This window comes from Streptomyces sp. CNP082, assembly GCF_059570535.1.
Map to the genome: position 1 here is coordinate 1 of NZ_JCANSZ010000022.1, position 12,871 is coordinate 12,871.

10 protein-coding genes and 1 tRNA gene are annotated in these 12,871 nt (G+C 75.8%); 4 read left to right on the plus strand and 7 right to left on the minus strand.

All coding sequences use genetic code 11. From position 1 onward, the window contains the following. Positions 1-319: 319 nt before the first annotated feature. The 4 genes from B124_RS18610 to B124_RS18625 form a co-directional block, all read right to left on the minus strand. A tRNA-Pro gene (locus tag B124_RS18610) sits at positions 320-393 on the minus strand. Positions 394-499: 106 nt separating this feature from the next. Continuing rightward, positions 500-1,285 carry a CPBP family intramembrane glutamic endopeptidase gene (locus B124_RS18615; protein WP_496504003.1) on the minus strand — a complete coding sequence of 262 codons (786 nt, stop codon included), beginning with the start codon at positions 1,283-1,285 and terminating at the stop codon, positions 500-502. A 96-nt stretch (positions 1,286-1,381) separates the two neighbouring features. After that, complete coding sequence (locus tag B124_RS18620; RefSeq protein WP_496504004.1) at positions 1,382-2,515, minus strand: WD40/YVTN/BNR-like repeat-containing protein; 1,134 nt, start codon at positions 2,513-2,515, stop codon at positions 1,382-1,384. Between the two features lie 104 nt (positions 2,516-2,619). Continuing rightward, complete coding sequence (locus tag B124_RS18625; protein ID WP_496504005.1) at positions 2,620-3,150, minus strand: MarR family winged helix-turn-helix transcriptional regulator; 531 nt, start codon at positions 3,148-3,150, stop codon at positions 2,620-2,622. Between the two features lie 103 nt (positions 3,151-3,253). Here B124_RS18625 and B124_RS18630 point away from each other — a divergent pair, with 103 nt between their 5' ends. Both B124_RS18630 and B124_RS18635 read left to right on the plus strand, forming a co-directional pair. After that, a complete protein-coding gene (locus B124_RS18630; RefSeq protein WP_496504006.1) occupies positions 3,254-4,744 on the plus strand; it encodes an LLM class flavin-dependent oxidoreductase in 1,491 nt (496 codons plus the stop codon). Positions 4,745-4,806: 62 nt separating this feature from the next. Further along, entirely contained in the window at positions 4,807-6,342 is a 1,536-nt protein-coding gene (locus tag B124_RS18635) for an ATP-dependent DNA ligase (protein WP_496504007.1), read from the plus strand. 227 nt (positions 6,343-6,569) lie between these two features. Here the strand turns inward: B124_RS18635 and B124_RS18640 are convergent, their stop codons facing one another. Further along, positions 6,570-7,664: a hypothetical protein gene (locus B124_RS18640; RefSeq protein ID WP_496504008.1), complete on the minus strand. Its 1,095-nt coding sequence runs from the start codon at positions 7,662-7,664 to the stop codon at positions 6,570-6,572. 211 nt (positions 7,665-7,875) lie between these two features. Between B124_RS18640 and B124_RS18645 the strand changes: the two genes are divergently transcribed. Then, positions 7,876-9,678 (plus strand): serine/threonine-protein kinase, encoded by a 1,803-nt coding sequence (locus tag B124_RS18645; protein ID WP_496504009.1) that lies wholly within the window; start codon positions 7,876-7,878, stop codon positions 9,676-9,678. A 12-nt stretch (positions 9,679-9,690) separates the two neighbouring features. Beyond that, positions 9,691-10,773, plus strand: coding sequence for an acyltransferase domain-containing protein (locus B124_RS18650; RefSeq protein ID WP_496504010.1), 1,083 nt, complete (start codon positions 9,691-9,693; stop codon positions 10,771-10,773). Positions 10,774-10,815: 42 nt separating this feature from the next. Here B124_RS18650 and B124_RS18655 read toward each other — a convergent pair whose 3' ends face one another. After that, positions 10,816-11,577, minus strand: a complete 762-nt coding sequence (locus B124_RS18655; RefSeq protein WP_496504011.1) for a crotonase/enoyl-CoA hydratase family protein — start codon at positions 11,575-11,577, stop codon at positions 10,816-10,818. A 140-nt stretch (positions 11,578-11,717) separates the two neighbouring features. Beyond that, complete coding sequence (locus B124_RS18660; protein WP_496504012.1) at positions 11,718-12,779, minus strand: NUDIX hydrolase; 1,062 nt, start codon at positions 12,777-12,779, stop codon at positions 11,718-11,720. Positions 12,780-12,871 lie beyond the last annotated feature (92 nt).

Consider the following 12,871-nt stretch of genomic DNA (forward strand, 5'->3'; position numbering starts at 1 on the left):
CACGGCCGAGAAGTACGCCGTTCCGGGAGGGCCAGGGTGAATCAGGAATTCTGACGCACGTGCTTCGCAGCAACACTCCACGGTTCCCGTGGAAGGCCCCCAGCACCACGCTGACCTGCGAGCTCACCGGCATCACAGAGGCATCGGTTTCGGCCGGAACGAACCCCACCAGCATCCCGGACCGGCATCAGCCCCGTCAGAGCGGACAGAAGCACTTCCGGCGCGCGCCACGAGATTTACCACGCCCCCGGCGCGCACCGAAGGTGCGCTGGATCGCTGACCTGGGATTTCTCCCATTCAAAGGGCCTCTTCAGCACCGTCGGGACGGCGGGATTTGAACCCACGACCCCTTGACCCCCAGTCAAGTGCGCTACCAAACTGCGCCACGTCCCGGTGCCCGGACGACCTGGGGTTTCGCCCCGGCCGATCGCGCACGAGAACCATACCGCATCCACCCCCAGGTCCCGCAAAGCCGATTGTCTCGCCCCCTTCTCGGGGGTCAGAAGACCCAGAGGGCCGTGATCGCGGTGTTGTGGACCATGTGGGCGACGATGCAGGGGACTATCGAGCGGCGCCACAGGAGCAGGGCCGTGGTCACGGCCGCCAGGAAGGCGGCGAAGATCAGGTTGACCGGGCCGCCGAGCTCGTGGCCCGTGGTGAAGACGAGGGCGGAGAGGGCCGCGGCTGCGGTGAACGTGGTGCGGCGGAGGAGAGGGGTGGGGACCGTCTCGTGGCCCCGGGGGGTGGCGAGGAAGGTCAGGAGGAGCAGCAGGGGGGCGCGGAAGAGGAGTTCCTCGTGGACCGGGGCCGACAGGGCGCCGTCGAGGAGCCGGACGGCTGTGGAGGTGCCGGCTACGGCGGTGTAGCGGGGATCCTCCTCGGCGGGGGTGGACGACAGGGCGGGGATGCGGACCAGGAGTTCGGCGGCGGCCAGGCACAGGGCGCCCGCGGCGAGGCCCGCGGCCAGGCTCACGGCGGCGGTGCGGCGGGTGCCGGGGCGCAGGCCCAGGGCGGTGGTGAGGCGGGCGGCGGCGGCTTTCAGGGACGTACGGGACCCGGCCAGGAGCGCGGCGACGAGGGTGAATGCGGCGGCCAGGCCGAGGGCCGGGGCGAGGTCGCGGGTGGAGAACTTCCACGCCGCGTAGCCCGGGAGCAGGGTGAGGCCGATCGGGATCAGCAGCGCCGTGCACGTCAGCGCCACCCACAGGAACGTCACCGACAGCACCCGCAGCATCCCCGGGTCGATGTCGAGACGGCGCATCAGCGCTGCTGTGCGGGTGGTCACGCGGAGGGCTCCAGCCGTTCGGCACCGTTCGGGACCGGTCAAACCTACGGAAGCCGCCGGCCCGGCGGCCACCGTCTTAGGTCCCGACGTACCCCGCTATTCCAGGCGTGCCACCCTGCCCTGCTCCCCCGCCGCCCAGCAGCTAAGGCCGGCGGTGCAGTCCACGGTGTCGTACGAACCGGAGTCGAAACCGTGCCACGTGCGCCCGGCGTCGAACGTGACGTCCGAGCCAGTCGGGCCCACGGCCAGGGCGGCGGTGCGGCTGTGCGGCAGCCAGGCCACGCCCGAGCGGTACCCGGGCGGCGGCTTGCGGGCGCCCGACCAGCTCGCGCCCCCGTCTGCCGTACGGGCCGCCGCGTCCGGCGAGGGGTTGCCGGGCAGGAAGTCGCCGCCCACCGCGAGGCCGTGGCGGGCGTCGCGGAAGGCGAGGGCGAAGACGCCGCGCGCCGGGTCGCCGGCCGGGATGCCTGACTCGGCCTCGGTCCACGTACGGCCGCGGTCGGCGGAGTGCAGGATGCGCGCCGTCGCACCGCCGCCGGTGGCGAACCAGGCGTCCGAGCGGCCCGCGCTCACCAGGCACTGCCCGCTCGCCGCGAACCCCGCGTCGCCCTGCTGCGCCGGCGGCATGCCGTCGTCGGGCAGCACCTTCCAGGAGCGCCCGCCGTCGGACGTCGACAGGATGCGGAACCGGCCGTCCACCGGGTCGCTCAGCGCCAGTCCGTTCCGGCCGCCGGCGAAGAAGGTGACGCAGTCGTAGAAGGCGTCGGGGTGGTCGTTGCGGAAGGTCTCGGTCCAGGTCGCGCCGGCGTCGTCGGTGCGGTAGATGCGGGAGTCCTCGCCCGGGCCGATGGACAGGATGACCGCGCTGCGCGCTCCCAGTGCCTCGATGTCGCGGAACTCCAGCGCCTCGGTCCCCGGCGGGGACACGTCCTGCCAGTTCCGCCCGCCGTCGGTCGTACGCAGCACCGTGCCGCCGGAGCCGGACGCCCAGGCGGTGTCGCGGCTGACCGCCGACAGGCCGCGCAGCCGCGCCTGGCTGCCGGTGTCCTTCAGCTCCCAGCCGGGCAGCTCCCAGCCGGGCAGGTCCCGGCCGGGCAGGTCCCGCTCCGGCGTGCGGCCGGTGCCGCTGCCGGCGTGGGCCGGGCCGGCGGCGAGGCCGAGGGCGGCGGCGAACGTCGCCGCGCTGAGGCAGGCGGCGGCTGTACGGCTCAGAGTTCCCCAGAGCGTCATGGCGGAGGAACGTAGCAGCCGCCGCACCGCTTGACGAGGGCACCGTTCGACGAAGGCACCGAGCCCGCCCCGCCTGGTCCGCACCGTTTTCGTACGGACCGGGCTCACGCCTGCTCCGGCCACGCCTTCGGCGACGGGGCGTGGCAGGGGGCGGCGTCGAGGACGCGCGTCACCGCGTCCGTCAGGGCGGTGCGCTCGCCGGCGGTCAGCCCCGCGGCCACGGCGGCAACCCGGGCCGTCACCTCGGCGTGGGTACGCCGCGCCAGCTCCTCCCCCGCCCCGGTCAGTGCGATACGGCACGCGCGGCCGTCGTCGGCGTCCGGCGTACGGGCCACCAGGCCGCGGCGCTCGACGCGGTCCACCAGGCCGGTCAGCCCCGACTTGCCCAGGCGCAGCCAGCGGCTCAGCTCGCTCATCCCCACCGGGCCGCTGCTGAGTGCGCACAGCAGTTGGGCCTGCTGCGCGGTGAGGCCGTGGCCGCGCCCGGCCTCGGCGAGGACGTGCTGCAGCATCTGCGTCAGCCGCACCAGTGCGCTCGCCAGCCCGGCCGCGGCGGCGTCGGCGGCCTGCGCCGCCGGCTCCGCGTGCGCCGCCGGACCGGTCACCGGCGCCGGCATTGTCCGCTCGCTCGTCATGACACCTCCCGGGGACCCGTCCAGTTTGACACTAGTTCGCGGCGCGAAATAGTCTAAACTGGTTCGCAGCACGAACCATTCTTCCCTCCGCTGAGGAAGCGCCATGCCCGACTACGGCCACGATCTCCGCTTCGGCATCAACCTCATCCCCTCCAGCCAGGACCCGGAGGCGACCGTCGCCCTGGCGCAGCTCTCCGAGCGCGCCGGCGCCGACCTGATCACCTTCCAGGACCACCCGTACCAGCCCGCGTTCCTCGACACCTGGACGCTGCTCTCCTTCGTCGCCGCCCACACGGAGTCGGTCACGCTGTCCGGCAACGTCCACCCGCTCCCCCTGCGCCCGCCGGCCCTGCTGGCGCGCAGCGCGGCGAGCCTGGACCTGCTCAGCGGCGGGCGGTTCGAGCTGGCGCTCGGCGCCGGCGGGTTCTGGGACGCCATCGCGGCCCTCGGCGGGCCGCGGCGTTCGCCGGGCGAGGCGGTCGAGGCGCTGGGCGAGGGCATCCGGATCATCCGCGAGACGTGGGACACCGGCGCCCGCGGCGGGATCCGCTTCGACGGGCAGCACTACCAGGTGCGGGGCGCCAAGCGCGGGCCCCGGCCGGCGCATGACATGCAGATCTGGGTCGGCGCGCTCAAACCGCGCATGCTGCGCCTCATCGGCCGCGCGGCGGACGGGTGGCTGCCGTCGCTGCCCTTCCTCGAATCGCCCGGCGCCCTCGGCGAGGGCAACACGGTGATCGACGAGGCGGCGGAGGCGGCGGGGCGTACGCCCGGGGACGTGCGGCGCCTGCTCAACCTCGCGGAGGAGCACCCGGCCGAGCAGCTCGCGGAGTTCGCGCTCACGTACGGCACGGGCACGTTCCTGATCATGACCGGTGACCCGCGGCAGATCCGCCGCTTCGCCGGCGAGGTCGCCCCGGCCGTGCGCGAACTCGTCGCCAAGGAGCGTGGCCACGACGCCGCGTCGGTGCACGACGAGCACGACGAGCGGGACGGGGCCCGGATACAGGTGCGGCCGGACGGCGGAGAGCAGCAGTCCGGTTCGGGACCGGCGCTCTGGAACGAGAGCACCCGCCCCACCGTGCCCGAGGCCCGCACCGCCGGCCCCGGCGAGGACGTCTCCGCCGGCCACCACCTCGTCGAGGTCCACGACCACCTGCGCGACGAGCTGGAGCGGCTGCGCGAGCTGGTCGTCCAGGTGGCCGACGGCACCCTTCCCCCCTCCGCCGCCCGCTCGCACATCGCGACGATGGCCCTGCGCCAGAACAACTGGTCCCTCGGCGCCCACTGCGCCGCGTACTGCCGGGTCCTCACCCTTCACCACACCGCCGAGGACCGGCAGTTGTTCCCGGAGCTGCGCCGGTTCGACCCGCGGCTCGCGCCGGTGCTCGACCGGCTGGCGGAAGAGCACCGGGTCATAGACGACGTGCTGGAGAACGTCGACCGCGCGCTGGTCGCCTTCGTCACGGAGCCCGAGGGGACGGCGGAGCTGCGCGGCGCGGTCGACCTGCTCGCGGAGGCGCTGCTGTCGCACCTGGCCTACGAGGAGGGCGAGCTGGTCGCGCCGCTGGGCCGGCTCATGGGCGGAGGCTGACCGGCGCGGTCCCTCCGGCCGGTCGCGGGGCGGATGTCAGCGGGGTGGGTGACGATGGGAGCATGCTGTTCGCCGACCTCGCCCGTACCTCGCGGGAGATCGCCGCTACCCGGGCCCGCTCGGAGAAGACCGCGCTGCTCGCCGCGCTGTTCCGCGAGGCCGAGCCCGCCGACGCGCCCCTGGTGGTCACGTATCTGGCGGGGCGGCTGCCGCAGCGCAGGACCGGTGTGGGCTGGAGTGCGCTCAAGGGCGCGCCCGCAGCCGCGCAGCAGCCGCGGCTGACCGTGCGCGAGGTGCACGAGGCGTTCGACGCCATCGCCGACGTCTCCGGCAAGGGCGCGCAGGCCGAGCGGCGCCGGCTGCTGCACGGGCTGCTGGGGGCCGCCACGGCGGAGGAGCAGCGCTTCCTCGCCGGGCTGATCGGCGGCGAGCTGCGGCAGGGTGCGCTGGACGCGCTCGCGGCCGAGGGCCTGGCGAGCGCGGTGGACGCCGACCCGGCCCAGGTGCGGCGCGCGGTGATGCTCGCCGGCTCGGTGGGCACGGTCGCCGAGGCGGTGCTCGCCCGCGGCCCGCAGGCGCTGGCTGACTTCCGGCTGACGGTCGGCAGTCCCGTGCAGCCGATGCTGGCGCAGACCGCGGCGGACGTGGACGAGGCGGTCGGCAGGCTCGGGCCGTGCGCCGTGGAGGAGAAGCTCGACGGCATCCGGGTGCAGGTGCACCGGGACGGCGACGACGTACGGATCTACACTCGCACGCTCGACGAGATCACCGGCCGGCTCCCCGAGATCGTGGCCGCCGCCCACGAGCTGGACGCGGCGGCGGCCGTGCTGGACGGCGAGGTGATCGCCCTCGGCGACAGGGGTGACCCGCGGCCGTTCCAGGAGGTCGCCGGCCGCGTGGGTTCCCGGGTCGACGTGGCGGGCGCGCAGCGGACGCTGCCGGTGTACCCGGTCTTCTTCGACCTGCTCGCCGTGGACGGCCGCGACCTGCTGTCCGCGCCCGTACGCGAGCGCCACGCCGAGCTGGCCCGGATCACGCCCGCGCCGCGCCGCGTGCGCCGCCTTGAGGTCGCCGACCCGCAGGACCCGCGGCAGCGGGCGGCGGCGCGGGAGTTCACCGCCGCGACGCTGGCGCGCGGCCACGAGGGTGTCGTCGTCAAGGCGCTGGACTCGCAGTACAGCGCCGGCCGCCGCGGGACGGCGTGGCTGAAGGTCAAGCCGGTGCACACGCTGGACCTGGTGGTGCTCGCGGCGGAGTGGGGCCACGGGCGGCGTACGGGCACGCTGTCGAACCTGCACCTCGGCGCGCGGCGCGAGGACGGCTCGTTCGCGATGCTCGGCAAGACGTTCAAGGGGATGACGGACGCGCTGCTGGCGTGGCAGACGGTGCGGCTGCAGGAGCTGGCGGTGGCGCAGGAGGACTGGGGGGTGGTGGTGCGGCCGGAGCTGGTGGTGGAGATCGCGTGCGACGGGGTGCAGCGCTCGCCGCGCTATCCGGAGGGGGTGACGCTGCGGTTCGCCCGGGTGGTGCGGTACCGGGAGGACAAGACGGCCGCGGACGCGGACACGGTGGGGTCGGTCCTTCAGTTGCTGCGCTGAGCGGCCTGCGGGCGGCAGGCCGCGCCACCGCCCGCCCCGTGCCGGGCGGTGGCGCGGGGCTTGCCCGCGCAGAGGCGGAAGGGTGCGGGGACCGGGGGCAGCAGCCGCGTGGGCCGCCGGCCCCGGTCCCGTACCCGAGCCGGAACGTCCCGGCTCCGGTGGGCCCCGGCCACGCACGCCGGTCGCGGCGTCCGCCGGCGTGTGTCCCCTGCCCGGGGCGGACACTGTCAGTAGTGGATGCGCGCCCCCACCGACCGGTGGTCGGAGTAGTCCATGTCCTGGTTGTCGCTGCCGGTCAGCTCCAGGTCGGCCGCGTCCCCCTCGTCGAAGGCGGGGACGACCGGGTTGCTCGTGCGCGGCGGCGCACCGGCCGGGTTGCGGGTGAGGAGGAAGTCGACGCGGCGCGGACCGGTCGTGTGCAGCGTCCACTTGTCGGCCAGGCAGTCCGGGATCGAGCCGCCCGCGTCGGCGCAGCCGGCGTAGACGGCGTCGCGGAAGCGGTGCTCGCCGCCGATGTCGCCGTTGGCCGCCCGGTACCAGGTGGTCCAGTTGTCCTCGCCGTTGGTGCTGCTGGCGGAGTGGTTGGTGTCGCCGCCGGCGACGAAGAGGTCGGCGACGCCGTAGCCGTCCTCGGTCAGCTCGTTGCTCAGCTCGCCGGCATTGGAGACGTTGCAGTACGTGCCGCCGTGCTCCTGCGTCGGCCAGTGGAAGGAGGCGGCGGTGACGGTCCTGCCGGAGAGCTTGTCGAGGAGCAGGGCCTTGACGCCCTTGGTCCGCGGCTGGTCGTTGTTGACGCACTCCTTCGAGCCGGCGGGGTACTCGCGCTGCGCCTGCCACCGGTTGTCCGGGGAGGCGGACGTCTTCAGCGAGAGCCGGTCGGTGCGCCAGATGACGCCGTTGGTCTGCTTCACCTTCCCGGAGCAGCCGTTGTCGTAGTCGGCAGGGTTGTCCTCGGCGAGGACGCCGGCGTAGCTCTCGCCGAAGTGCTCCTCCATCCGCGTCAGCAGCAGGTCGAGCTGCGCGCGGTTGCTGATCTGCTGGACGAGGTAGATGTCCGGCCGGTACTCCTGCAGGCGCATGTAGTACATGAGGTCGTGCCAGTCGCCGGGACAGGACTCCGTCGTGGTCGGCAGGTTCTCCACGTTGGCGTCGTAGACCTGGAGGAACGACGGGTCGCTGTTCGGCACCGCCTCCGCGGCGGGCACCGCGCCGCCGGTGCCGGCGCCGTCCGCGGGCCCGGAGGCGGGTGCCGGCGACGCCAGCACGAAGGGCGCCGCCAGCGCGGCCGCGCCCAGAAGTGTGCGGTACTGCCACGAGTTCATCTGCTTCCCCCTGTGTTCTGCTCAGTCACGGCAGGATCGCCCGGCGCGGGACGCCGGGGCCGGGGATTGCACCAGAACGCAAACAAGCAGAGCCCGCGGCGCAGGTCTCCGGCCCGCCCGCCGTCTTCGCGTATCTACTGATCAGTCACCCGTCCCCCGAGCCCCGCGACACGTAAACTGCCCTTTCCTGGACACGTGATACGGGGCGGACATGCACACGGGGGACAACGGGGCACAAGCGCCTGGGCGGGTACTCGCCGGGCGCTACCGGGTAGTGGCACAGCTCGGACGCGGGGGCATGGGCACCGTGTGGCGGGCTGTCGACGAGCGGCTGGGACGTGAGGTCGCGGTCAAGGAGCTGCGGGCGTTCAGCGATTCGGACGCGCGCGACCTCGCCGAGCTGAGGCTGCGTACGGAACGGGAGGCGCGCGCCGCGGCGCGGGTGCGGCACCCGGGCGTCGTCGCCGTGCACGACGTGACGGAGCACGAGGGCCGGCCGGTCATCGTGATGGAGCTGGTCGACGGGCCGTCGCTGGACGACGTGCTGCGCGAGCGCGGCGGTGTCACCCCGGCGGAGGCCGCGCGCATCGGGCTGAAGGTGGTCGACGCCCTCGGCGCCGCGCACCGCGCGGGGGTGCTGCACCGGGATGTGAAGCCGGGCAACATCCTGCTGGAGCGCGGCGGCCGGGTGGTGCTCAGCGACTTCGGCATCGCCGCCATGGAGGAGCCGGCCGACGGCAACAGCACGCATCTGACGCGCAGCGGCGAGCTGGTCGGCTCGCTCGACTACCTGGCGCCGGAGCGGGCGCGCGGCGAACAGCCCGGTCCGCCCTCCGACCTGTGGTCGCTGGGTGCGACGCTGTACGCGGCGGTGGAGGGCATCTCGCCGTTCCGCCGTACGTCCACCTGGTCGACGATCACCGCGATCATCGTGGACCCGCTGCCGGAGCCGCGCCGGGCCGGGCCGCTCGCGCCCGTGCTGGAGGCGCTGATGGCCAAGGACCCGGCCGTGCGCGCCGATGCCGACCGGGCCCGCGCCCTGCTGGAGCCGCTCGCCGGGACGGCGGGGCCACCGGCGGCGGGGCCGGACACGATGCGGCTGGGCCGGGTGCCGGCCGCGCCGCCGCCCGGCGCGTACGGGCCGGGGGCGCCCGTGCCGCCGGGGCAGGCCGCCCCGCAGGGGCGGTTCGGCCCGCCGCAGCTCGGGCCGCCGGACACGCGGTCGCGCACCGCCGGGCAGACGGCCCCGCAGCGTCGCGGCGGCGGGCGCCGCTGGCTGCCGGTCGCCGCCGCCGCGGCGGCGGTGCTGCTCGCCGGCGGCGGCGTGACGTACGCGCTCGCCGGCGGCGACGACGGCGAGACGACCGCGAGCGAGGAGACCGAGGAGCCCGCCGCCCAGGGCGTGGCGCCGTCGGCCGGGGCGGGCGGCGAGGGCGGGGAGCAGGACGGCAAGGGTGAGAAGGGGGACAAGGACGGGGAGGGCGGCAAGGAGGACGAGGGCGGGGACGCGCAGGACGGGCCGGCCGCGGACGGCGACGACTCCCCCGCCGGTCAGGACGATGCCGCGGCCGGCGGCGGCACCGGTGGTACGGACGGCGGGAGCGGCGGCACGGACGACGGCTCCGGCGGCACCGGATCGGACGACGGCGGCAGCGGCAGCAGCGGCGGTGACGGTGACGGGAGCGGCGGCGGGACGGCGTCGGGCGGCGACGACGGCGGCCAGGCTCCCGACCCGTCGTGCACGCCCATCGGCGGCGGGAAGTACAACTGCGAGGTGTGGCAGACCGCTTCGTCGTACGACTCGGCGCACCGGCCGGTCGGCACGCTCTACGCCGGCACCAACTACTTCTTCTGCCAGGAGAAGAAGTCCTACCGCGAGACGTCCGGCGAGTGGACGAACGTCTGGTGGGGCAGGACCGACGACGACTCGGGCAACGCCGGCGTCTGGGTCAGCGTCGTCTACGTCAAGGGCGGGGACAACGACGCCCCCGTCCCCGGCCTGCCGGTGTGCTGAGATGATCGTGCCGTGACCCACCTGAACGCCGCCGCCGTACGCGACCAGCTCGGCCTCGACGGCACGTACGCCCCGTGGACCGACGCCCTGCAGACCGCCCACCCCGCGCCGCCGCCCGCCGTCGTGCCGCGCGGTGCGGAGCTGGCCGCCCTGCTGCGCGCGGTCGGCGTCCCCGAGTGCGAGGACGCGGAGCTGACCGCCGCGCTGGCGGAGGTGACCGCAGCCGGCTCGCCGTACGCGTGGCTGCTGGACCGCGCCGTCGCCGCGCTGGCCGCGGGGATCGGGTCGGCCGGCGACGACCGCAGCGGTCCGGGGAGCGGCCCCGGCCTGCCGGCGGCGCTGGGTGCGGCGGGTCGCTGGTTCCACACCGCGGCGTTCCTCGCCGCCGTGCCGGCGGTGCGGGCGTACCACGCGCGCCACGACGTGCCGGACGACGTGTCCTGGGCGACGCTCGCCGACCTCGGCAACAAGGTGGGCGTCCACCGCCGGATGCACGGCGTCGGCGGCATGGACAAGCAGTGGTGGATAACGCTGCCGTACGGCGGCATCCTCTACCGGCTCGGCCGCCTCCAGTTCAACCTCGACCGCGATCCGGTCGCCGGCCGCGGCCTTGAGGTGCACATCCCGGAGGACGGCCCGCTGGACCCGCGGGCGTGCGACGAATCGTTCGCGCGGGCCGCGGAGTTCTTCCCGCGCCGCTTCGGCAGTTTCCTGAATTGCACGGCGGGCGGCACCCCGGACGGCTCGGCAGACGGCACTGCCGGCGGCGAGCTGCGGCTGAACTGCTCGTCCTGGCTGCTGGATCCGCACCTCGCGGAGTTCCTGCCGGCCGAGAGCAACATCATCCGCTTCCAGCGCCGGTTCACCCTCGATCCGGGAGAGCGGGCGCGCGTGCCGGAGCCGGACGAGCACGGGCTGGCCGTGCCCGACCGCGGGATCGTCGAGTTCGTGTTCCGGCGCGTGGTGCGTACGCCCGCGGACGTCGCGGCGCTGCCGGCGCGTACGACGCTGGAACGGGCGGTGGTGTCGCACATCGCCGCCGGGGGCCACTGGGGCGCGCCGCGCGGGTCGTTCAGGCTCCCGGTCCCCGGCTGAGCCTCCCGCGGCGAGGAGTACTCGGCCCCGCGGCGGGACGGCTCAGAACGCCCCGTGCCGCCCCTCCCCCGCGGCGAAGCGCTCCGCTCCCGCCAGGCCCTCGCCAAGGGCCGCGCTGCCGTGGCGCAGCTCCGCGGCCATCGCCTCCGCCTCCGCCAGGCCGTGCTGCTCCAGCACCGAGGCGCGGTCGGCGCGCAGGCAGGTCTGCGGGAAGCGGGCGATCTCCGCGGCGAGTTCCTCGGCCGCGGCGCGCGCCTGGCCGGGCGGCACGAGGCGGTTGGCGAGGCCCATCCCGTACGCCTCGGGGGCCGGCACGGGGCGGCCGGTGAGGATGAGGTCCAGGGCGCGGCTGGTGCCGATCAGCCGGGGCAGCCGTACGGTGCCGCCGTCGATCAGGGGCACGCCCCAGCGGCGGCAGAACACGCCGAAGACCGCGTCCTCTTCCGCGACCCGCAGGTCGCACCAGAGCGCCAGCTCCAGCCCGCCGGCGACGGCGTGGCCGCTGACGGCGGCGATGACCGGCTTGGTCAGGCGCATCCGGGTGGGGCCCATCGGCCCGTCGCCGCCGGCCTCGACGCGGTTGCCCTCCGGGGTGCCGACGGCCTTGAGGTCCGCGCCCGCGCAGAACGTGCCGCCCTCGCCCCACAGCACGGCGGCGTGGGCGCCGGGGTCGGCTTCGAAGTCCCGGAAGGCGGCGGCGAGTGCGGCGGCGGCGGGGCCGTCGACGGCGTTGCGGACCTCGGGGCGGGCGAGGACGACGGTGGTGACGGGGCCGGTGCGCTCGGTGCGTACGTGTCCGCTCATGGCCGGACGTTACCAGCGCGTAGGGCGGCGGGAGTACGGGCCGGTGCGCCGCGGATGCGCCCGGCTGGTACGGCACGCAGCGGCCCGTCCGCGCCGCCGCCCGGCCGTCCGGTCCGTACGCTGCGAACCGGCCCCCCGGCTCAGGCCGGCCGGCCCGCGACGAGGTCGAGCGGGCCCCCGCCGTCCTCCAGTGCACCGAGCCCGGCCCGCGCGATGGCGGCGCCGCGCGGCGGGAGCAGGTCGTCGAACTCGTCGGGTCCCGCCAGCCGCCAGTCGACGATCTCGGTGCCGTCGACCCGGACGCCGGCCAGGTCCGCGGTGTCCAGGACCCCGCCGTCGTACACGTACACGACGAGCGCGGGCGCGGGCCTGCGCGAGGCGAAGTCGACGGCGAGCAGCCGCCCCAGCGGCCGGTCGAGCCCCGTCTCCTCGCGCAGCTCCCGGCGCGCCGCGGGCCGCGGGGTCTCGCCCAGGTCGCTGTCCACGCCGCCGCCCGGCAGTTGCCAGCGGCCGTCGTCGCGGTAGCCGGCGCGGACCAGCAGCAGCCGCCCGGCGGCGTCGCGCACGAGCGCACCGGCGCCGACGAGCACGCGGGGGCGCACGGCCAGGTACGAGGACGGGTCCAGGGCGGCGGCGTGCTCCAGCTCGGCGCGGCGGCCCGCGGAGAGCGCGGCGGACGAGCCGGGCTGCGGTTCGCCGCCGACGAGGTGGGCGACGGCGCCGGTGTCCCAGGCGTCGAGTGCGGCGCGCAGCCGGCGGGCGGCGGGTGCGGGCAGGGCGGCGAGGGCGGTGTCGCGGTCCAGCCAGCGGAGGGCGGGGCCGGCGTCCCCGGCGCCGGCGGCGTCGATCGCCGCCTGCTGGGCGGAGGTCGGCGGCGCGCAGGCGTAGAGGTGGGCGAGCCCGGAGCGGCCGGCGGCGGGCGGGACGGAGTCCACTGCCAGCAGCCGCCCGGCGGGCAGGTCGGTGCCGAGCGCGTCGCGCAGCGCGCGGGTCAGCGCCTGCTCCGGGGTCTGCCGGCCGGAGACGGCGACGCCGGGCAGCACGGGCTCGGCGTCCGCGGCGGGCTTGGCGGGCAGCACCACGAGCACCCGGCCGGCGCGGTCCTGCACCACCGCGGTCGCGGTGACCGCGGGCCCGTGCGCTGCGTCGGCGTGCGGGGGCTGGCTGTCCGGCTGGGCGGCGGTGCCGGCGGTCGTGAGCATGGGGGCGGCTCCTCGGATCAGGGCGGGCGGGGCGGGGCGGGCCGGATGTCCGGCGGATGTCCGGCGGGCGGCGGGCGGGCGGCGGGTGGCCG